This is a genomic window from Hydrogenophaga sp. (genome assembly GCF_019264445.1).
Lineage (GTDB): Bacteria > Pseudomonadota > Gammaproteobacteria > Burkholderiales > Burkholderiaceae_C > Hydrogenophaga.
In genome coordinates this window covers 16,162-34,982 of record NZ_JAHVAB010000063.1, presented here as the reverse complement: position 1 = coordinate 34,982, position 18,821 = coordinate 16,162, and the positions used below count along the sequence as shown (strand labels likewise).

The 18,821-nt window shown below is 63.9% G+C and carries 23 protein-coding genes and 1 riboswitch; all 23 genes read right to left on the bottom strand.

What is annotated here, in order from left to right:
• Window positions 1–36: 36 nt before the first annotated feature.
• Window positions 37–471, bottom strand: coding sequence for a tol-pal system-associated acyl-CoA thioesterase (ybgC, locus tag KXJ60_RS13265; RefSeq protein WP_291128297.1), 435 nt, complete (start codon window positions 469–471; stop codon window positions 37–39).
• Window positions 468–1,688: a pyridoxal phosphate-dependent aminotransferase gene (locus KXJ60_RS13260; protein WP_291128294.1), complete on the bottom strand. Its 1,221-nt coding sequence runs from the start codon at window positions 1,686–1,688 to the stop codon at window positions 468–470. The genes ybgC and KXJ60_RS13260 overlap by 4 nt, the downstream gene beginning before the upstream one ends.
• Complete coding sequence (nusB, locus tag KXJ60_RS13255; protein WP_291128291.1) at window positions 1,685–2,209, bottom strand: transcription antitermination factor NusB; 525 nt, start codon at window positions 2,207–2,209, stop codon at window positions 1,685–1,687. Before nusB ends, KXJ60_RS13260 begins: the two co-directional genes overlap by 4 nt.
• 2 nt (window positions 2,210–2,211) lie before the next feature.
• A complete protein-coding gene (gene ribH, locus KXJ60_RS13250; protein ID WP_291128288.1) occupies window positions 2,212–2,676 on the bottom strand; it encodes a 6,7-dimethyl-8-ribityllumazine synthase in 465 nt (154 codons plus the stop codon).
• Window positions 2,677–2,719: 43 nt separating this feature from the next.
• Window positions 2,720–3,850: a bifunctional 3,4-dihydroxy-2-butanone-4-phosphate synthase/GTP cyclohydrolase II gene (gene ribBA, locus KXJ60_RS13245; protein ID WP_291128284.1), complete on the bottom strand. Its 1,131-nt coding sequence runs from the start codon at window positions 3,848–3,850 to the stop codon at window positions 2,720–2,722.
• Entirely contained in the window at window positions 3,847–4,491 is a 645-nt protein-coding gene (locus KXJ60_RS13240; protein ID WP_291128281.1) for a riboflavin synthase, read from the bottom strand. The genes ribBA and KXJ60_RS13240 overlap by 4 nt, the downstream gene beginning before the upstream one ends.
• A gap of 81 nt (window positions 4,492–4,572) precedes the next feature.
• Window positions 4,573–5,037, bottom strand: a complete 465-nt coding sequence (locus KXJ60_RS13235; RefSeq protein WP_291128279.1) for a type IV pilin protein — start codon at window positions 5,035–5,037, stop codon at window positions 4,573–4,575.
• The gene (locus tag KXJ60_RS13230) at window positions 5,034–5,207 is read right to left on the bottom strand and encodes a hypothetical protein (protein ID WP_291128276.1); all 174 of its coding nucleotides are present in this window, start codon (window positions 5,205–5,207) and stop codon (window positions 5,034–5,036) included. Before KXJ60_RS13230 ends, KXJ60_RS13235 begins: the two co-directional genes overlap by 4 nt.
• Window positions 5,204–5,431 (bottom strand): PilX N-terminal domain-containing pilus assembly protein, encoded by a 228-nt coding sequence (locus KXJ60_RS13225; RefSeq protein WP_291128274.1) that lies wholly within the window; start codon window positions 5,429–5,431, stop codon window positions 5,204–5,206. Before KXJ60_RS13225 ends, KXJ60_RS13230 begins: the two co-directional genes overlap by 4 nt.
• Window positions 5,428–6,222 (bottom strand): PilW family protein, encoded by a 795-nt coding sequence (locus KXJ60_RS13220; protein ID WP_291128272.1) that lies wholly within the window; start codon window positions 6,220–6,222, stop codon window positions 5,428–5,430. Before KXJ60_RS13220 ends, KXJ60_RS13225 begins: the two co-directional genes overlap by 4 nt.
• Before the next feature lie 5 nt (window positions 6,223–6,227).
• Window positions 6,228–6,815 (bottom strand): type IV pilus modification protein PilV, encoded by a 588-nt coding sequence (gene pilV, locus KXJ60_RS13215; RefSeq protein ID WP_291128271.1) that lies wholly within the window; start codon window positions 6,813–6,815, stop codon window positions 6,228–6,230.
• Complete coding sequence (locus tag KXJ60_RS13210; protein ID WP_291128269.1) at window positions 6,812–7,075, bottom strand: prepilin-type N-terminal cleavage/methylation domain-containing protein; 264 nt, start codon at window positions 7,073–7,075, stop codon at window positions 6,812–6,814. Before KXJ60_RS13210 ends, pilV (KXJ60_RS13215) begins: the two co-directional genes overlap by 4 nt.
• A gap of 134 nt (window positions 7,076–7,209) precedes the next feature.
• Window positions 7,210–8,340 (bottom strand): bifunctional diaminohydroxyphosphoribosylaminopyrimidine deaminase/5-amino-6-(5-phosphoribosylamino)uracil reductase RibD, encoded by a 1,131-nt coding sequence (ribD, locus tag KXJ60_RS13205; protein ID WP_291128348.1) that lies wholly within the window; start codon window positions 8,338–8,340, stop codon window positions 7,210–7,212.
• 20 nt (window positions 8,341–8,360) lie between these two features.
• Window positions 8,361–8,855 carry a type IV pilin protein gene (locus tag KXJ60_RS13200; RefSeq protein ID WP_291128267.1) on the bottom strand — a complete coding sequence of 165 codons (495 nt, stop codon included), beginning with the start codon at window positions 8,853–8,855 and terminating at the stop codon, window positions 8,361–8,363.
• A complete protein-coding gene (locus KXJ60_RS13195) occupies window positions 8,852–12,052 on the bottom strand; it encodes a PilC/PilY family type IV pilus protein (protein ID WP_291128263.1) in 3,201 nt (1,066 codons plus the stop codon). The genes KXJ60_RS13200 and KXJ60_RS13195 overlap by 4 nt, the downstream gene beginning before the upstream one ends.
• On the bottom strand, window positions 11,965–12,573 hold the full coding sequence (locus KXJ60_RS13190; RefSeq protein WP_291128260.1) for a hypothetical protein: 609 nt from the start codon (window positions 12,571–12,573) through the stop codon (window positions 11,965–11,967). The genes KXJ60_RS13195 and KXJ60_RS13190 overlap by 88 nt, the downstream gene beginning before the upstream one ends.
• A gap of 22 nt (window positions 12,574–12,595) precedes the next feature.
• On the bottom strand, window positions 12,596–13,288 hold the full coding sequence (locus KXJ60_RS13185; protein ID WP_291128257.1) for a PilX N-terminal domain-containing pilus assembly protein: 693 nt from the start codon (window positions 13,286–13,288) through the stop codon (window positions 12,596–12,598).
• A 37-nt stretch (window positions 13,289–13,325) separates the two neighbouring features.
• On the bottom strand, window positions 13,326–14,399 hold the full coding sequence (locus KXJ60_RS13180; RefSeq protein WP_291128254.1) for a PilW family protein: 1,074 nt from the start codon (window positions 14,397–14,399) through the stop codon (window positions 13,326–13,328).
• Entirely contained in the window at window positions 14,396–15,028 is a 633-nt protein-coding gene (pilV, locus tag KXJ60_RS13175) for a type IV pilus modification protein PilV (protein WP_291128251.1), read from the bottom strand. Before pilV (KXJ60_RS13175) ends, KXJ60_RS13180 begins: the two co-directional genes overlap by 4 nt.
• 13 nt (window positions 15,029–15,041) lie before the next feature.
• Window positions 15,042–15,596 (bottom strand): GspH/FimT family pseudopilin, encoded by a 555-nt coding sequence (locus KXJ60_RS13170; protein WP_291128249.1) that lies wholly within the window; start codon window positions 15,594–15,596, stop codon window positions 15,042–15,044.
• Window positions 15,597–15,705: 109 nt separating this feature from the next.
• Window positions 15,706–16,155, bottom strand: coding sequence for a transcriptional regulator NrdR (gene nrdR / locus KXJ60_RS13165; RefSeq protein ID WP_291112203.1), 450 nt, complete (start codon window positions 16,153–16,155; stop codon window positions 15,706–15,708).
• Between the two features lie 31 nt (window positions 16,156–16,186).
• Window positions 16,187–17,431, bottom strand: coding sequence for a serine hydroxymethyltransferase (gene glyA, locus KXJ60_RS13160; RefSeq protein ID WP_291128246.1), 1,245 nt, complete (start codon window positions 17,429–17,431; stop codon window positions 16,187–16,189).
• Window positions 17,432–17,467: 36 nt separating this feature from the next.
• A riboswitch (ZMP/ZTP riboswitch) is annotated at window positions 17,468–17,639 on the bottom strand.
• A 64-nt stretch (window positions 17,640–17,703) separates the two neighbouring features.
• The gene (locus tag KXJ60_RS13155; RefSeq protein WP_291128244.1) at window positions 17,704–18,588 is read right to left on the bottom strand and encodes a lytic transglycosylase domain-containing protein; all 885 of its coding nucleotides are present in this window, start codon (window positions 18,586–18,588) and stop codon (window positions 17,704–17,706) included.
• Between the last annotated feature and the right edge of the window lie 233 nt (window positions 18,589–18,821).

Below are 18,821 nucleotides of genomic sequence, written 5' to 3'. Positions count from 1 at the left end.
AGGCGGTGGATGAAAAAAAAGTTTCGCGGCGAACGGTCAACGTGGCGCCTGCAGCGCGGCCAGTACCTGGGCCGGAATGCGTTGGGGGCGCAGGTGCCGGGCATCGACCCAGCCGATGCGGATGGTGCCTTCGCAGAGCAGCAGCGGGGGCAAGTCGGCCTGCGCCGGCTGCAGAAACGCGCGCTGCTCGATTGTCAGCGAGGCCCGGCCGGCATCCCGGACGCGGGCTGTAACCAGAAGCAAATCATCCAGACGCGCCGGCCGGTGGTACTGCACCTGCGTTTCGCTCACCACGAACATGCCGCCCACCTCGTCGCGCAGGGCCTGTTGCCCGATGCCCAGCTGGCGCAGCCATTCGGTGCGCGCGCGCTCAAAGAACTTCAGGTAGTTGGCGTAGAAGACGATGCCGCCCGCGTCCGTGTCTTCCCAGTACACGCGCACGGGCCAAGTGAACGCGGCCTGTTCGCTCACAGGGCATGCTCCAGGCGGGCCACGGCTTCCTGGAGCTGGGCCATGGCATTGGCGGTGGAGAAACGCAGGTAGCGCCCCGGCGCGGCCAGGCCGAAGTCGCGCCCGGGCGTGGTGGCCAGCTGGCAGCGCTTCATCAGCTCGAACGCGAGGGCCCAGCTGCCGCCTTCGTCGGGCCGCGCGCCCGCGGGCGGCACACCCCAGCGCTGGCACAGGCCGGTCACGTCGGCCCAGGCGTAGAACGCGCCGTCGGGCATCACGGGAACGGTCAGACCCAGCCGGTTGAGCTCGGGAATGAAGTAATCGCGCCGGGCTTTGAACTCGTGACGCCGGCGTTCGTATTCGGCCAGGCTGTCGGGCTCAAAGCAGGCCAGCGCGGCGTGCTGCGCGATGGTGCTGGCGCAAATGAAGAGGTTCTGGGCGAGCCGCTCCACAGCGGGCACCAGGGCCGGCGGCAACACGAGCCAGCCCAGGCGCCAGCCCGTCATGTTGAAGTACTTCGAGAAGCTGTTGATGCTGATGACCTCGTCGCCGAGGCCATCGGGCAAGCCGAGCGCGCTGTGGCCGTAGGCTTCCTCGTAGCTCAGACCGAGGTAGATCTCGTCAACAAGCGTGATGCCCTGGCGGCTGCGCACGAAGCGGGCAATGCGCTCGAGCTCGTCGCGCGCGATGCTGGTGCCCGTGGGGTTGGACGGGGACGCCAGCAACACGCCGCGCGTGGCGCCGGACCACGCGGCTTCCACCTGTTGCGCGCTCAGCTGAAAGCGCTGCTCGGGGCCCGAAGGGATCAACACGGCGCGGCCCTCGGCAGCCTGCACGAATTGCCGGTTGCAGGGGTAGCTCGGGTCGGGCATCAGCACTTCGTCACCGGCTTCGATGAGCGCCAGGCAGGCGAGCTGCAGCGCGGCCGATGCGCCTGCGGTGACGACGATGCGCGCAGGATCGATGTTCAGGCCGAAGCGCGCCGCATACCAGCCGCTGATGGCCTCGCGCAGCGCGGGCAGGCCCATGGCCTGCGTGTACTGGCTGCGGCCGCCCCGAATGGCGCGCTCGGCCGCCGCCATGACGGCGGGCGGCGCTGTGAAATCGGGCTCACCGATGTTGAGGTAGATCATCGCCCGATCGCCCTCACGCGCTTGCTCGGCCATGGCAGAGGCGGCCTTGGCCAGCTCCATCACGTAGAACGGTTCCACGCGCTGCGCGCGCTGGGCGATCCTCATGGGGCGGGCTTGCGTGCGGCGGCGGGTGAGGCAGCCACTTCGGCCGGGCGCAGTTGGGAGGCCAGCTGGTGCAGCACGCCGTTGACGTACTTGTGGCCGTCGGTGCCACCGAAAGACTTGGCCAGCTCGATGCATTCGTTGAGCACGACGCGCCAGGGCACGTCCAGGCAATGCTGGAACTCGTAGGCGCCAATCCAGAGCACGCCGCGTTCGATGGGCGAGAGCTCGGCCAGCGGGCGGTCCAGCCGGGGCGTGATGAGCGCGTCGAGCGCGTCGGCTTCGGCAACGCAGCCATGCAGCAAGGCGTCGAAGTGCACGCTGTCGGCCTTGTGGAAACCGGCGAGGTCACGGGTGAAGGCGTCGATGTCGATCGCTGCGTTGCGCCCGACCAGGTGCTGGTACAGGGCCTGCAGCGCAAACTCGCGCGCGCGGGTGCGGGCCGACTTGTCGGCCGCCTTGCGGACAGTGCCGCCGGCTTTGGTGCGGGGTTCGCTGGTCGGGGTGTTGTGGTCTGCGGACATGGTCAGCCAATCTCTTGGAGCAGATGGGCCATCTCCACCGCGACGCGGGCGGCGTCTCGCCCCTTGTCGGTCTGGCGGGCCATGGCCTGCTCCAGGTTTTCGGTGGTCAGGATGGCGTTGGCAATGGGGATCTGGTAGTCCAGCGACAGGCGCGTGACGCCCGCACCGGATTCGTTGGCCACCAGTTCGAAGTGGTAGGTCTCGCCGCGGATGATGCAGCCCAGGGCGATCAGTGCGTCAAAGTCGTCGCGCTCGGCCATGGCCTGCAGGGCCACCGGCACTTCCAGTGCGCCAGGCACTTTCACATGGGCGATGTTTTTTTCTTGCACACCCAGCGCGAGCAACTCGGCCAGGCAGGCGTCGAACAGGGCGTTGGTGATGGCTTCATTGAAGCGGGCCTGCACGATGCCGATGCTGAATTTCTTGCCATCGAGCACACCGGGGGTGCCTTTGTCTGCGCCGAACATGAGGAAATCCGTTTCTGAAGGGAATTGAAGGGAAGAGGGTGGCTCAGTCGTTGCGACCGAGGTATCCCGTGATTTCGAGGCCGTAGCCCGTCATGCTGGGCATGCGGCGCGGATTGCCCATGAGCTGCATGCGGTGCACGCCGCAGTCGCGCAGGATCTGTGCGCCCACGCCGTAGGTGCGCAGGTCCATGCGGCCACGCTCGGGCGCCTGCGCGGAGCGCGCCGTGCCTTCGAACTGGGCGAGCAGCTGGGCAGCGGTTTCGCCGCAGTTCAACAACACAGCGACACCGGCACCGGCCTGCGCGATGTGGCGCAGGCTGGCCTCCAGGCTCCACGAATGCATGGAGCGGCCGACCTCCAGCGCATCGAGCACCGACAGCGGCTCGTGCACCCGCACGGCCACGCTGTCCTCCGGGCCCCACTGGCCTTTGACGAGGGCCAGGTGCAAGGCACCGCTGGGCGCATCGCTGAACGCGGTCGCCTGGAATTCGCCGAACGCGGTCTGCAGGCTGCGCGTGCCGAGCTTCTTCACCAGACACTCGTTGCGGCTGCGGTGCTCGATCAGGTCGGCAATGGTGCCGATCTTCAAGCCGTGTTCGGCCGCGAACACCTGCAAATCCGGCAGACGCGCCATGGTGCCGTCGTCTTTCATGATTTCGCAGATGACGGAAGCGGGGCTGCAGCCGGCCATGGCCGCAAGATCGCAGCCCGCCTCGGTGTGCCCGGCGCGCATCAGCACGCCGCCTTCGACCGCCTGCAACGGAAAAATGTGCCCCGGCTGCACCAGATCGCTGGCCTGGGCGTTGGGCGCCACGGCCACCTGCACCGTGCGTGCGCGGTCGGCTGCCGAAATGCCCGTGGTCACACCTTCAGCTGCTTCGATGGAGATGGTGAATGCCGTGCCCATCTTGGTGCCGTTGCGCGGCACCATGGGCGGCAGACGCAGTCGCTCGCAGCGTTCGCGAGTGAGCGTGAGGCAGATCAGGCCGCGACCAAAACGCGCCATGAAATTGATGGCTTCCGGGGTGACGTGGTCGGCGGCCAGCACCAGGTCGCCCTCGTTCTCGCGGTCTTCCTCGTCGACCAGGATCACGATGCGCCCGGCGCGCATGTCGGCCACGATGTCTTCAACGGGCGAGATGGTCACCGGGGTGGGGATTTCACGGGCATTCATGCGGAGTCCTTGGGTGTGAGTTGGCCGGCGCTGAGCATGCGCTCGACGTAGCGCGCGACGGTGTCGATTTCGAGATTCACCGTGCTGCCAGCGGCGAGTTCGCCCAGCGCGGTGTTCTCAACGGTGTGGGGGATGAGGTTGATGCTGAACTCGCAGCCCTGGGCGGTGTCCACGATCTGGTTGACCGTGAGGCTCACGCCGTTCACTGTGATCGAGCCTTTGTAGGCCAGGTATTTGCCGAGCTCAGGCGGCGCGTTCACCCGCAGTTCCCAGCTTTCGCCCACCTGTGCGAAGCGGGTCACAGCCCCGATGCCATCCACGTGGCCCGAGACGATGTGCCCGCCCAGGCGGTCGTGGGCGCGAAGGGCTTTCTCCAGGTTGACGCGCCCGCCCGCCTGCGCAAGGCCGGTTGTGCGGTGCAGCGACTCTGCGGAAATATCGATGGTGAAGCGTTGCTGGGGCAGATCCAGCGAAGTGACGGTCATGCAGGCGCCATTGAGGGCGATGCTGTCGCCCAAGCCCACGTCGTCGAGGTAGCCCGGCGGCGCCTCAAGGGTGAGTCGCTTGCCGTGGTCCAAAGAGCTGCCCAGGTCGTGGAGGGCGGCGATGCGCCCCACGCCGGTGATGATGCCGGTAAACATCGGCGTATTTTCGCAGGGTTTGCAAAACGCCCAACCCGCTAACGCGATCCGGCCCTGGATAACCCGGGAATAGGGCGCCTTTTAGCGGTTCCAGCACTCCTGGGCAGGCAAGGGCGCCGCCACGGTTTCGGTGGCAACCTGCGTCCTCACACCGGCTTCGTTCAGCTGAAAAGTCCCGCAGGGATCGGCGCTTTGTGCAGCATTGGGCGCTGCCTGCAGCACAAAGGTGGCGGCGTTGATCGCGCTGACGGCCACGTTGTAGCGCCCACCTTCCACCGCCATTACCCCCGCTGGGATTGCCGCAGCGGCCGGGTAGCTGCCCTGCGCGGTGGCGGCGCGTTCAAGCCATTGAGCGGTTTGCAGCAGTGCGGCCCGCGCGTTCGCGCGATGGCTGCGCTGAACGTATTGGGTGTAGCTGGGCAGCGCGATGGCGGCGAGGATGGCGACCACGGCAACCGTGATCATGAGTTCGATGAGGGTGAAGCCCTCTTGGTGGCTGAGGCGCTTGGGGCGATGGCCCCTCCATTGCAAGTGCTGGCTTCTCATTGGATTTCCAGCCAGTCGGCTCGCTTCCCTGGCACCTTGGTGGTGATGAGCGTTTGACTTGTCGGGCCGTTCCCGCGCAGCGAGATCAGGTTGTGGTTGTCGTCCGGTGTGTAGACGCGCGCGTATTCGTCACTTTCCTCTTCATGGCGAGAGGTGTCCGCCGTGTTCATGGTGGAGTCGGTATTGCCAAACGTCCGATCTCGCGGAGGTTGAGCGCCTCGGCGGCTGCGAATGCGCGCTGGTGGTCACTTTCGCTGCCCACCAGCTTCTCATGGAGCCACCCCAGCCGGGTGGCGGAGAGCACGATCAAGGTTGAAAGCAGAAGCATCACCATCACGGTGATGAGCGATATCCCCTTTTGATGCCGGGGGAGATGCATCGGGAGGTTTGTCATGCGTCGACGTTTCGCAGCTTGAAGACACGAAAAAACACCCTGCGCAGGCGTCCGTCGTTTGCGATCGGCTCGGCCTGGCAGCCTGTTGTCGCAGCGCCCGGGTTGTCGGTAAGTTCTCCAACGAGTCGCAAGCAGATGCGCACGCTCTCCACCTGGTTCCAACGTGCAGGCGTCAGCACGGCCAGCTCGCTCGCTGTCACGTAGCGCAATCCCCCTCCTTGTCGCAGGCCGTACCACACTTGAAGATCTTCAACGCCGCTTATGAGTGCCAGGGCACCTTGTGTAGGGCCAGAGCCGTCGCACCGCAGCATCCCGTTGTCGACACTGAAGGTGTCTCGCACCCCGTTCAAATCGGTGCTGGCCTCACCGATGCAATCCACGCTATCGGCCACTTGTGCCTGGCTGTCCCGGTGGATGGTCAATGTGTCGGGAGCGGTTCCTTCGCCGTCTGTGCCCATGATCCAGATGGGTTGCCACGGTGTCGGATTGTCGGCAATGCCCGTGTAAGCCGTGTTGAACACCACGCGACCGCTACCGGTGGCTGTATCGATCAAGCGCCATGCGCCGGCCTGACGCGCTGATCTGCCCATGATGCGGAAGACTGTCGTGGCGTCTTGCTGCAAGCGTGTGCTGTCGCCCACCGCCCGCGAGGCTGTGCGGGTGGAGGCGAGTGTGCCGATTGCCACCAGAACCACCAGCAGACCGATCACCAGGCTGACCATCAGCTCGACAAGGCTGGTGCCAGACTGCGCGTTGATCTGGATGTGACGGTGTGCAAGAGGCAGTGCCATGGCGATCAGGGACGGATGAAGGTCAGATGACAGGTCTGCTGCGCGGGGCACGCGATGTTGGCCAGACCCGTTCCCGCCTGCCCCAATGCGTCCTGCACGGCGACGGCCTGCGAAAACAGCGCACGTTCGTTTTGCCCCGCGGTGCTTTCGTTCTTGGCGGCAGCTTCAGTCCACGCAATCAGAATGCCAAGTTGGTTCGGGTCGGTGTCCGAGGCAAACACCCTTGCGTCGCCCGACGGCAATGCCATGGCCAGGCCTGCCTTCCACTGTGCGAGATCAAACGCCGCGAGTTGCGTGCCATCGCAAGGGACGAGTGCGCAATCCATCTCCGGTTCTGGCGCTTCGCCCCACGTCGTGATGTAGGGGTTAACGATGGGAGGCGCATTCCGGATGGCTGCGTTCGTCTGGATGCGATCGAGCAGGTCATCCGTGGCACGCACAGCCTCTGCGCGCAGTTGGGTGACGCGTGTGCTGGTCAAGGTGCGGACCTGAATGGCTGCCATGCCCAGAACACCCAATGCCAACACCAGCATCGCGACGAGGGTCTCGATCAGGCCGACGCCTTGTTGCCGTGATGGACGTTCGCGCGTCATGGTTCCGGCCCGCATTGGGTGGCGTTACGGACCCTGCGCGTTCGTGTGGCCGTGGAGAAGCAGACCAGTTGCCCTGTCTCAACGGGCATCAGTTCGTCGGTGACGGTGCCGACCCGGAACTGGCGCGTGATGTTGGCGAACGACGGGGCGGCGAGGGATGCCAGCACGGCCAGCAGCGCGACCGCAACCATCAACTCGATCAACGAGAAGCCGCGAGCGCTGCGTTTGTGTTCGCCAGAGGTGGCCTTGGCCTTTTGCATGCCGGCACTCTAGCGACAAAAATGAGCACTAAAGATTTATCTGACGAGCGTTTTTCAAACCGGGATAGGCGGCTTTCCTACACCCTTGGCGGTATTGACGCAGCTTTGGCTTTTGGTTTTTCCCGTATGCCCTGTTACGTGGCCGGCGCATGCAGGAACTCGTCGTGACCCTGCACACGCGCGACGATTCGCAGATCGAGCCCCACATGGCCGACGGACGCATACCGCAGCATGGGGCCGTCTTCCAGCCGTTGTAGCGGTCCGATGTTGGTCAGCCCGGCACCTTGACCGAGCAGCTGGGGTGCCTGGTACATCAACAACTCGTCCACGAGGCCTTCGCGCAGCAACGAGCCGTTGAGCTTGTGGCCCGCTTCGACATGCAGCTCATTGACTTCGCGCCTTGCCAGGTCGGACATCACATTCGGCAGGTCCACCTTGTCGTTGGCGCCGGGCATGTGGATCAACGTGGCGCCTGCTTCGCGCAGAGCGGCTTCCTTGCTGGCGTTGCGCTCGGCGTGATAAATCCATATCTGGCGCGAAATGCCATTGGCGGGCGTTGTGAAAAGTCGAGCGTGCGTGGGTGTTTGCAGGCGACTGTCGATCACCACCAGATGAGGCTGGCGTGGCGCGTCCACCAGGCGAACATCAAGGGACGGGTTGTCCTCGAGCACGGTGCCGATACCCGTGAGCACCGCACAGGCCCGCGCGCGCCAAGCGTGTCCGTCGGCGCGAGCCGCCTCGCCCGTGATCCATTGGCTCACGCCATTGTTCAGCGCGGTCACGCCATCCAGCGACGCAGCCACCTTCATGCGTACCCAGGGGGTCCGTCGGATCATGCGGCTGAAGAAGCCGATGTTGAGCTCTCGTGCTGCGTGAGCCGTCGGGTGATCTGCGGGGAGCAGCACCACCTCAATGCCTGCCGCGCGCAGTCGATCCAGACCACGGCCCGCTACCTTGGGGTTGGGGTCTCCCGTGGCCACGACCACCTTCGCGACCCGAGCCGCAATCAGCGCGTCGCAGCAAGGTGGGGTGCGGCCGTGGTGCGAGCAGGGTTCGAGCGTGACGCATACCGTGGCGCCCACCACAGACTCGCCCCGAGCCTGTGCGTCGCGCAAGGCCATCACCTCTGCGTGCGGACCGCCTGCTTGTTGAGTGTGACCGATGCCGATTTCCCGGCCGTCTGCGGTCGTGATGACGCAACCGACTCTGGGGTTGGGGTTGGATAGGGTGAGCGCCGCTTGCGACAGATCCACTGCGCGCGACATCCGCGCGCCAACGTCGGTCACTATCGGCCCCAGCAATCCAACGTCAGCTGCGCGCGGTTGTTCAGCACGCCACCGGCGCCCTTGATGTTCTGGTTGTTCAGCAGCAGCGTGCCGCAGACGTCGTTGGCTTGGGCACCCGCTGGCACTGCCTGCAGCAGGAAAGTGCCCTGGTCAGGATTGAGGGCCGGTGCCACTGCGGGCGCAAACGTGATGTTGTATCGAGCAGGTCCACCCACGGGCACCACCCCAAAGCCAGTGGCAGTGATGAAGGCGTTGGTGATGGCGGCGCCATCCTGTGCTGCGCTGTAGCGGCCCGAGAGCGAGTAGTTTTGTTCCAACCGCTGCGCCACAGCCTGAAGATAGTTCTTTGCCTCGGCCCGGTGACTGCGTTGCACATAGGCGGTATAGCTTGGCAGCGCTATGGCGGCCAGGATACCGATGATGGCCACCACGATCATGACCTCGATCAGGGTGAAGCCTCGGTTGCGGACGCGGGAGGTGTTCATGGTGTTCATTTCGTCAGGATTTCACGCCAGCTGTATCGGCCGCGAGGTGCACTGGAGCCCAATAGTCTAGGGGCATCAGGGCCCTTGCATCCATCCTGGTTGCACACCACAGTCTGTCTCGCGTCCGTGTTGGTGTAGGTGTTGCTGACCTTCACCACACCTGACGAATCGATGGCCACGCCACCAACCACCTGACCATTGACGACGAGGTCCCCGATGCGCCCCGAGCAGATATTGACTGCCATCAGATAGCCTGAATTGCCCGGAGTACAGACGTCACCCCGGGGCTGTGTCGTGGCGAAAAGCACCGCACCAGTGTCTGGCGGAATGGTGGAGTTGGTTAATACACGCTCACCTCCGGTGAAGCTCATGCTCCAGCCGCGCGCGCCGTTCAAGTTCGGCGTGCTCCAGTTGCGCCCGACCTGACCACTGCCCAGATTGACAGAAGTGAAGGCGCCCATCGGGACCACACTGGCTGCAGGAACGGTCAGTGCCGACGAGGGTGAGTTGTCAAGGATGTTGTAGAAGCCGCGCGTGGCGGTGTCGGCATAGTCGGTGTCCTCGTTGAGTTTGCCCGTGCCGAACAGAACGTTCCAGCCCGAGCCCTGGCACGCGGCTACCACAGAGGGTGCCGTGGTGATCGGTTGGGTGGTGGAATACACCACACCCAGATAGCGCCAGGCACCACCGGTTTCAGCGGGCCTGGCCAGCACGAAGTCAGTGCCAGACGCCCGAGAGAACTGGAATTTGTGCAGATTACCTCGTATGTCTCCGGCGTAAACGGTGTCCATCAATCCGTCGCGGTCGGTGTCCACGGGGGTGGGTGAAGACAGGCCATTCTCCCCAGCTGTACCTGTGGTGTTGGTGTAGGCCACCAGCTTCGTAGATGCAGCTCCGGTGTTGGCGTCCAGCAGGTAAAGTGCGGCATTGCCAGCCGTCGAACCATAACCGTTGCCCACGGCTACACGCCAAACGCCCGTGGCGACCGTGGCGTCGGCGAATTTGGCAATCTGGCGGTAGGCGCCGGTGCTTGGGCTGATGGACGGTTCGTTGAAGGTAAAGCCCAGATCGGCATCCTGGGCCGACGTGAATTCCCAGATAGGCAGCGAAGAAGCAAGGGCCGTTTCGCTGTCCGTGGCAAACGTGCTTTGCGAGCTGATGTCCAGCGCGTAGTAGCCTCTGCCGCCCGCACCCAGACCTCCCACAAGGAGGGTGCCCCAGCTGGGCGAGGCTGCGGTTGAGCCGGTCTTCTCGAAGTCACCCACCATGGGGGTGCCGTCCACCATGTAGTCATGACGGAAGTTGAAGGCGGAGAAACCGACCAGCTTGCTCAGCACCGTGCTCGGGACATAGCCAAACAGCTCTCTGCCTGTAGTGCCCGAGAACGCATGCAGCATGCCGTCGTTGCTGCCGACATAGACCACTGCTGGACGGGTGCGCGTGGTGTTGCGGTAAGCGGTGTGCCCCGGGAAGTTCGCCCCGATCAATGCTGGGCCTGGGCCTGCGACATAGGTGACGCCAGAGTTGACGATGTCGCCCAACAGGTTGCTGGGACGCACGCGGAACAGAGAGCCCTCGTTGGCCCGACTTCCGCGAACGAATTCGAGCCGCGCCGCACCGTTGCCGTCTGCGTTGAGCGTCGCTTGTTGTGCCGAGTTCAGGCTGTCCCATTGAAACCGCATCGTCGAAAACGCGAACGGCGTGGTTGGTGCCCGGTACGAGGTGATGATTTTCCGGGTGCTCGGGGTGAGCTTGTTGGCTGCGGGTACCGAATTCGTCGCGCTGTCTAACCAGTGCGACGCATCCCACGTTGGCGTGGCATTGCACTGGGTCGCCGTCTGGCTGGGCGAGCACGATCGCACACTGCCAGTCCAGTCCCGGGGCTGGTAGCCCGCGTAGATGATCTCGCTGCTGGAGGTTTGCCTGTTGGAGGTGACCGCAGCGCTGGATGCAGCGGCAGCGCCAGCAACGATGTTGATCCGGCTGAAGGCAGCCGACAGGCTGGACCTCAACAGGGTGGGCGTGCTGCCAGCAAACCAGTTGTCGGGCACACCGTCTCCGTTGATGTCCCAGGCCAGTGGATCCGTGGCCGTCAGGCGGACATTGGGGTTGTCGCCGGGCGCCATAGTGGTATCAAAGCCGCCGTATTTGGCTGCCAGCCAGTACTGCGTGCGCAACGTCCCTGCAGCCGGCATGCCTCCCACACCGTTGCCATTCTCAAGAACGTCCACCCAATAGGTGGACATGGTTTGATTGCCCGACAAGTCGCTGCGAATGTCGTTGGTGTTGGCCCAATGGGCCAGTGCTGCAATGTAGGGCGTGCCGCCGCTGGCGCCACCTGTCCAGGATGTCGAGCCTTCCTGACCTGTCAAACGGTTCCAGAGCGTGTCGACATTCAGGTTGTCAGGATCAGCTGGCCCGAGCAGACGCCCCGGAAGTTGGCCATCCTCGTGGGTGTAGATGTCGCCAATGCCCAGCATGAAGTTGCGCTGGCAGGTGTTGATCATCGGATCTCGCGCACCGCCACGTTGGTGCGCCGCCCCTGTGATGACCGGGAACCCGTCTTTGCCGGCATCTGTCAGGTTGTTGACGTACTCATTGGGGGGTGCGTAGCCGCGCATGTAACGCTGTGCTGCGTAGTACAGCTCGCTCACGGGGTCGTTGCCCTTGTAGCCCGCCGCGTAGCCGAACTTGTTGAGGTAGTTCATCAGGCCGGAGTTGGCGACGTTGCTGGCGGTGGCGTCGACCGGATCCGGGTTGGCCAGGATCACGCCCGTGCTGGTATTCCATTCCACATTGGTGTTTGCAACAACACCCGTGCTGGTGGCGGCCACCGGTCCGACGCTCTTCATGGCGGAGCGCAGCACACCACCATTTCGCAGGTTGCCGGTTTCGTTCAGGTAGCCAAACGCGCCAAACCGCAGGGTGGCTGCGTATTCTTGAATCAGGCCTTCAGGCTTGGCCACGCCGGAATATCTGGCCTGGCAGTTGGCTTCGCGGGTGTTTCCGGTCACCCCTTGTGCTGGAGACATCACACAGGCCGACACCCGGATGTTGAAGCAGACGCCACTGGAAGGCAGAGTGGTGTTTGCACACGTGGCCCGCTGCTGCGTATCGCCTAGGTCGGCAAAATTGTTGCTCGTAGAGACAATGAATTTGGAGCCGTACCCGCCGGAGCGCACATACCGCGCGGTGGTGCTGCGCAAGTCGCTCGGGATAGGGTCTTATTGCGGATGCGCTTGACGGGGTTGTAGCTGTTGCGGTCACTGAACGAGCGGATGAGCACCGTGCGCGCAGTGGTGTCGCCAGGGTGGCTGGCGTTCTTGGTCGAGAAGTTGTCGCGCGTGCCGCCGGTCATCACCGAGCGGAACTGGTCGATGTTGGTCATCGTCAGCCAGTTCAACAGGTTGCCGTTCCACTCCGCGTTCGCGCAAGTGCCGGTGGTTGTGATGGCACTCGTGGGGTTAAACACCTCGTCGGTGGTGTTGTAGGTGTAGCACTTGCGGTTGTCAAAGTAGCCTTCGTACCGCAGCAGGTTGTTGTAGTTGGTGGTGTCGTAGGACACCTGCAGGCCAGTGGGGAATTCGACGGAGAGGGCCAGCATCACGTTGCCAGGCACTGCCGTGGTGGAGGGGGGTTGCGTGCTGGGGGTGAAAGCCCAGGCGGCCGTGGCCATCCACGTGACCAGCAGGCCAGTCGCAAGACGTCGAAAGGTCGGGGTGTTCATGTGAATGTTCCCTGGGCGTGATTCAAAGCGGGGAGAAAACCGATTGCAGCGTCACTGAAGTGCGCCCGGCCAACCCTTGCGTGCGACCGAAGCCCACAGCGGTGATCCGGAAGAAGAGCTTGTTTGACGTCGGTGTGATGTTGAGATCATCGGCGCGAAACATCTCGATGATGTAGCGTGGGGGCACGGTGCCATTCGGGCCATTGAAGGGTGCGTCTGTGAAGGTGCCGTAGGCGACCGTCGGTACCGCTGCGGCAATCGTGCCGGCACAGCTGCGCGCGGGATTGGCGTTGTCCTGCCAGTTGGCTCCGCTCCATACCGGCATGCCACAGGCGGTTGCCGAGCGAGCGGTATACAGACCCTGGAGGCTGGCGTCTCCGCCGAGACCGCCGTTGTCCAGCCCGATGTCGTCAATGACCGGGTTGGCCGCCACCCAGAAATTGCCAGCGTCCAACGCACTGGTGGGACGTGTACCAGCGGGGCGGACAACGCCGCAATTGGTGTTGCCGTTGGGAAGCCGGCAATAGGTGGTTCCATCGAATCGCAAGCCCAACACATCGCGCTCGGCATCGCGCAGGGCTAGCTCGGCGAACTCGCGCGCCACAGCCAGATCGCGGTCGTTGGCGGCCATGCGCTCGCCAAACAGTGTGCCGCGCAGGGCCATGACGCCCAGCAGTGAAAGCACGATCAGGAAAATGAGGCTGGTGACCAGCACGAAGCCTCGTTGGAGATGCGGCCTGTTCATGCGGTGCTCACAAAGGGGTAGCAAACACGGTGTTGCGCAACGACACCACCGAGGTGTAGCGCTTCCACAAGCGGGTATCGCCCGCAGCGCGTGCGATATTGGCGTTGAAGGCGCCATCGGCGGCGCGCGTACATGTCGGGCGGGTGGTCTGCAAGGCGTTGGTGCCTGGAGCAGCAGGGCCACTGGTGGTGGGGGTTGCCGACACGATGCAGATTTCAACTGCCGTCACGCCCGCCCAGCCCTGCGGATTCGTCCCTGCGTTCGATACAGCGGCAGCGTTCACGTAGCGCTGCTGCCCGCTGCCTGCTGCAGCAGGGTTGAGGGGGTCGCCAGGTGCCGCTAGCTGGTAGCGAAGCACGAATTCTTCAACACCGCCAGCAATGGATTGCGCGCCGGCGGCGCCGGAGCCCTCACAGTTCATTTGCGACACCGCACCCGCTGCGGGCGCGGGTGCAGAAAACCGGTTGATCACCATCACCTGGCCAGCAGGCGGTGTGCGTTGCAGGCAGTCGAGACCGTCGCCTGTGACTGCATTGGCGGGTAGCAAGCTGTTGGGCAGGTTGGCCGCACTCAACGGCACGCCTTGGTAGGCGATCTGGAGGGTATGCCTAGTGGCATTTGCGGCGCCGCACGCGGGTGCTGCTGGCGGCGGAGACGTCAGGATGGTGTTGGGGGCTCCAGCCATCGCGCCATCGCAGCCAAAGATCGGCACAAGACCTGGGAAAAACTGGCTGAGTGGCGCAAACACGGGCGGTGACGTTCCACCCGTCGCGCGCACGAACATGTTGCTCAGCGTCGTGTTCCCCGGCACAAAGAGCGAGGCCGCACGAGCCCTGTTGCCCGCATCCAGGTCGAATATGTCCACATAGCCCGCCAGCGTGAGGTTGTGCTTGAGCATGCGCATGACGTTGTAAGCGGGGTCATCCAGCTCGGCCAGGTTTTCACGCTGGCGGGTGGTGTTGGTGGTGTTGATGTAGGCGGTGCCGATGGCCGTCAGGATCACCAAACCGATCGCGATGCTGACCAGCAGTTCAATCAACGACATGCCGCGTTGATGGCGGGGAAAGCGATAGCGTTTCATGGGGTCACCCACAGGTTGAGACAACGCACGCCCGCAACTTGGGGCGCCGGGCAGCTGTCATCGGTCGCTTCGACCGCGGCTTGTCCCGCCACGTTGTCTGTAGCGGCTTGCGCTTTCTCGCGCCACATCACCACCACACGGCGTGCGTTGGGCTCTGTCACCCCCGCGCCTGTGGCCACAGCAAAGAGGGCGCCTCGCCCGCCTGGCAACTCGCGCGCCAGCGACTGGCGCCACTCGCGCAGGTCGCGTTGCGCCGATTGCGCTGCCGTGCATACCGGTTGCGCGTTGAGTCCACAGGCTGGATCGTCGGGAAGCGCGCCGTCTTCCGGATCGGCAGCGGCATAGCCGTCTGGAGCGAGGTAGGCGCCTTCCGGGGTCGCTGCCGCTGCCGCCAGGTTGTTGAACCGCAGGGTGGCGTTATTGACCCGCATCTTTTCGATGATGAAGTCGGCCTGCGTGAGCGCCTGGGTCCGTACAGAAGACGTCTGCTGGTATCGCGTGGACGCCAGTTGCAGCCCGGCAGCGCCGAGCAGCCCAACCGCCACCACCAGCATGGTGATCAGCACCTCGAGAAGCGAAGCACCGCGTTGCAGGTGAAGACGGGGGCTTGATTTCGTGTGTGAACGCATACGCCTGTGCAGGTCAGTTGCAGATACTGGGGTTCGTCACCGTGATCCGGGCTGTGCGGTTCATCGTGACCTGTCGGGACATGGCGTTGAACGCGGCCTCGGTAGGGCACACACGCAGTGTGTTTCCCACAAAAGTGGCCGCCGGTTGTCCGTTGGGCAGAAACGTAACGGCCTGGCTTGCGAGTGCGTTGTCGGTGAACGTGGTTCGCACCCGCGGGCGGCCCGGCGTGTCCTGGAGAATGGGAGGAGCCGCTGCGTCGGGCAAACCGACGAAAACTACCCAGCCAGCCTCCAGACCGCTGTTGGTGCAAGCCGTACCGTTTGAGCTGGGGCAGACCGTCACGGGCGCGTTCTGCCTGACAGCCTCAGTCTTGGCAAAGTAAACCGAGAGTGTGTAGTCGTTGACAACCGCCCGTATGGCGTTGCGCGCTTGCAGCGCGCGAAAGCTGGGCGTTGCGATCATCGCCATGACGGCAACAATGGCCACCACCACCATTAACTCGATCATCGTGAAGCCCGCGTGGCGTTGTCGCAGCGACCTGAAAGCGGACTGGCGGAGATTGGACATCGCCGAAGTCTGCCTGTTACAGCTGCTAACGATCCTCGGCGCCCGATGAATGCGAGGCGCCTCGCGACAAACGGGTGGGGGTATCTGACGCGCGCCGAAAGCAGGCGTGCTAGCGCCGGACTTCGTCCACCAGTGCGCGGAATTCGTCGATGTCTTCGAAGCTGCGGTACACGCTCGCAAACCGGATGTAGGCGACCTTGTCGAGCTTCTTGAGTTCGCGCATGACCATTTCACCCAGGCGGGCGGCGGGCACCTCGCGGGCGCCCAGGTTCAGCAGCTTCTCTTCGATGCGCTCAATGGCTGCGTCGACCTGCTCGGTGCTGACCGGGCGCTTGCGCAGCGCAAGTGCAAACGAGGCGCGCAGCTTGGCTGGCACGTAGTCGACGCGCCGGCCGTCCTTCTTGACGACGGCCGGGAAGCTCACTTCTGGCCGCTCGTACGTGGTGAAGCGCTTTTCGCAGTGCCCGCACTGGCGCCTGCGGCGGATGAAGTCCGCGTCTTCGGAGACGCGGGTTTCCACCACCTGCGTTTCGAGATGGCCGCAAAACGGGCACTTCATGCAAGTGGCCCTCCCGTGGTGCGGCGGCAGCTCACTTGTAGACCGGGAAACGTGCGGTCAGTGCATTGACCTTGGCGCGCACCGCTTCGATGTTCGCCGGGTCGCGCGGGTTGTCGAGCACGTCGGCAATGAGGTTGGCGGTGATGCGAGCCTCTTCGTCCTTGAAGCCGCGCGTGGTCATGGCGGGCGTGCCAATGCGCACGCCGCTGGTGACCATCGGCTTTTCCGGGTCGTTCGGAATGGCGTTTTTGTTGATCGTCATGTGCGCGCTGCCCAGCACAGCTTCGGCTTCTTTGCCGGTGATGCCTTTGGCACGCAGATCCACCAGCATCACGTGGCTTTCGGTGCGACCACTGACGATACGCAGGCCGCGAGAAGTGAGCGTTTCGGCGACGATGCTGGCGTTTGTGAGCACTTGTTGCTGATAGGCGGTGAATTCAGGCGTCAGTGCTTCCTTGAAAGCCACGGCCTTTGCAGCGATCACGTGCATCAGGGGGCCGCCCTGCAGGCCCGGGAAAATGGCGCTGTTGATCGCCTTCTCATGTTGGGCTTTCATCAGGATGATGCCGCCGCGCGGGCCACGCAGACTCTTGTGCGTGGTCGATGTAACCACATCGGCATGCGGCACAGGGTTGGGGTAGACGCCAGCGGCGATCAAGCCAGCGTAATGCGCCATGTCGACCATGAAGATGGCACCAACGTCTTTGGCGACCTTGGCGAAGCGCTCGAAATCGATGCGAAGGCTGTAAGCCGAGGCGCCAGCGATGATGAGCTTGGGCTTGGTTTCATGTGCCTTGCGCTCCATCGCTTCGTAGTCGATCTCTTCCTTTTCGTTCAGGCCATACGACACCACGTTGAACCACTTGCCGCTCATGTTGAGGGGCATGCCGTGGGTGAGGTGGCCGCCTTCGGCCAGGCTCATGCCCATGATGGTGTCGCCAGGCTTGAGGAAGGCGAGGAACACGGCCTCATTGGCCGATGCGCCGCAATGGGGTTGCACGTTGGCGGCGTCGGCGCCGAAGATCTGCTTGACGCGGTCGATGGCCAGCTGCTCGGCCACATCCACATACTCACAGCCGCCGTAGTAGCGCTTGCCTGGGTAGCCTTCTGCGTATTTGTTCGTCAGCTGGGTGCCTTGCGCCGCCATGACGGCAGGCGATGCGTAGTTCTCGCTGGCGATCAGTTCGATGTGGTGTTCCTGGCGTGCGTTTTCGGCCTGGATGGCGGCAAACAATTCTGGGTCGGTTTGCTGAATGAGGATGTTGCGGTCGTACATGGCAGTCCTTCAAGACGTGGAACCTTGCGCGGAGACAAGGGCTGCCCAGGCGAACGGCTGAACGCCCGGCCTGTCTGACCGGGCGGTACGCTTCCCAGTGGTTGTCCCTGCGGACGATCTCGGATCGGGCAGGGGGGCCACGTCAGCGGCTACCTCCAGAAGTGGAACATCCGGTGGTGCGCGCCTATCGCCAGTTGCGTACCCGGCTAGTTTAGCCGAGGGTTGCGTCCCCGGCCCGGGGTTGGCGCTGCGCGGCCACCGCCGCCCGTGACTCAGGAGCGCGTAAGGGGCGCGCCCGCGGGCAGCGGTGTGGTGGGAGCCGGGCCTTCGGCCTCGATCTCCGTGCCCGGCGCCACAGGCGCAGGCGCCACGACGGGCGTGGGGCGAACCTGAGGCGCCGTGCGCTGCACCGGCTTGCCGAGTGCCACGCTCTGAATGCGCATGTGTTCTGCCATGACCTTGTTGATGTACCAGCTGCCATCGGTGGTCACCGCACCCACGTACAGTCGCAGACCTCCTTCTACCGACCCGGCGCGTTTCACAGCTTCTTGCAGCACCCGGGCACCCACACGCAGGTTGGACACCGGATCGAATGCGGCCAGCTGACCACCGAAGTCGTTGTATTTGTCGGTATGCACCCGGGTCAGCACCTGCATCAGGCCCTGCGCGCCCACGGGGCTTTGTGCAAACGGGTTGAAGCGGGATTCGACGGCCATCACGGCCAGGATCAGTGTCGGATCCAGCTTGGCTTTTTCGCCGACTTCAAACGCCTCGGCCACCAGCACACTCAGGGGCTCGGGAGCCACACGGTACTTGCGGCTGAGCCAGTAGGTCACATTGGCTTGCTGTTTGGGCAAATCCCCTGGCTGGGCGGCGGTCACGCGATCAATGGCGGTGGGCTCGGCGGTGTACACCGCATCGGCTGTGGCGGCTTCCTGCCGCTCAAGCAGCCAGCCCAACAGTTGCTCTTCGGCGCTGGCGCGCAAATCGGCGCGTGCGCTGAGGGTGATCAGGGCCACTGCGAGCACGGTGCCAAGCAGTGCGAGGCTGTTGTGCGTGATGTCGAAGAAGCCTTGGTAGGCATCAGCGACGGCGGTTTTCAGGGATGCCACGGCACCTGAGGTGCTCTTGGTTGGCGTTGCGTCGTGCGCGGTCATGTTGTCGCTCCTTTCTGTGCCGGCCTGGCGTTGAAGCTGGGCTGGCTGGATTGGGTCGCCATCGACAGGGTCACCGCAGAGGTGAACAGTCGAGTTAGCCGTTGGGCAGCGGTTCGGGTTTACCCTCCGGTGGGGCAAAGCTGGCGCATCCTATGGGCTTATTAATATCGAGTCAATGTTTATGAGTCGATCCAAGCCTACTTTTAGATATTAAGAATCGCCCAAAAACGCCA

Bases quoted from the DNA above. Each gene is read 5' to 3' on its own strand.
- KXJ60_RS13260 (WP_291128294.1), bottom strand. From the start codon at position 1,688: ATGAGGATCGCCCAGCGCGCGCAGCGCGTGGAACCGTTCTACGTGATG.
- nusB (WP_291128291.1), bottom strand. From the start codon at position 2,209: ATGTCCGCAGACCACAACACCCCGACCAGCGAACCCCGCACCAAAGCC.
- ribH (WP_291128288.1), bottom strand. From the start codon at position 2,676: ATGTTCGGCGCAGACAAAGGCACCCCCGGTGTGCTCGATGGCAAGAAA.
- ribBA (WP_291128284.1), bottom strand. From the start codon at position 3,850: ATGAATGCCCGTGAAATCCCCACCCCGGTGACCATCTCGCCCGTTGAA.
- KXJ60_RS13240 (WP_291128281.1), bottom strand. From the start codon at position 4,491: ATGTTTACCGGCATCATCACCGGCGTGGGGCGCATCGCCGCCCTCCAC.
- KXJ60_RS13235 (WP_291128279.1), bottom strand. From the start codon at position 5,037: ATGAGAAGCCAGCACTTGCAATGGAGGGGCCATCGCCCCAAGCGCCTC.
- KXJ60_RS13230 (WP_291128276.1), bottom strand. From the start codon at position 5,207: ATGAACACGGCGGACACCTCTCGCCATGAAGAGGAAAGTGACGAATAC.
- KXJ60_RS13225 (WP_291128274.1), bottom strand. From the start codon at position 5,431: ATGACAAACCTCCCGATGCATCTCCCCCGGCATCAAAAGGGGATATCG.
- KXJ60_RS13220 (WP_291128272.1), bottom strand. From the start codon at position 6,222: ATGGCACTGCCTCTTGCACACCGTCACATCCAGATCAACGCGCAGTCT.
- pilV (WP_291128271.1), bottom strand. From the start codon at position 6,815: ATGACGCGCGAACGTCCATCACGGCAACAAGGCGTCGGCCTGATCGAG.
- KXJ60_RS13210 (WP_291128269.1), bottom strand. From the start codon at position 7,075: ATGCAAAAGGCCAAGGCCACCTCTGGCGAACACAAACGCAGCGCTCGC.
- ribD (WP_291128348.1), bottom strand. From the start codon at position 8,340: ATGTCGCGCGCAGTGGATCTGTCGCAAGCGGCGCTCACCCTATCCAAC.
- KXJ60_RS13200 (WP_291128267.1), bottom strand. From the start codon at position 8,855: ATGAACACCATGAACACCTCCCGCGTCCGCAACCGAGGCTTCACCCTG.
- KXJ60_RS13190 (WP_291128260.1), bottom strand. From the start codon at position 12,573: ATGAACACCCCGACCTTTCGACGTCTTGCGACTGGCCTGCTGGTCACG.
- KXJ60_RS13180 (WP_291128254.1), bottom strand. From the start codon at position 14,399: ATGAAACGCTATCGCTTTCCCCGCCATCAACGCGGCATGTCGTTGATT.
- pilV (WP_291128251.1), bottom strand. From the start codon at position 15,028: ATGCGTTCACACACGAAATCAAGCCCCCGTCTTCACCTGCAACGCGGT.
- KXJ60_RS13170 (WP_291128249.1), bottom strand. From the start codon at position 15,596: ATGTCCAATCTCCGCCAGTCCGCTTTCAGGTCGCTGCGACAACGCCAC.
- nrdR (WP_291112203.1), bottom strand. From the start codon at position 16,155: ATGAAGTGCCCGTTTTGCGGCCATCTCGAAACGCAGGTGGTGGAAACC.
- glyA (WP_291128246.1), bottom strand. From the start codon at position 17,431: ATGTACGACCGCAACATCCTCATTCAGCAAACCGACCCAGAATTGTTT.
- KXJ60_RS13155 (WP_291128244.1), bottom strand. From the start codon at position 18,588: ATGACCGCGCACGACGCAACGCCAACCAAGAGCACCTCAGGTGCCGTG.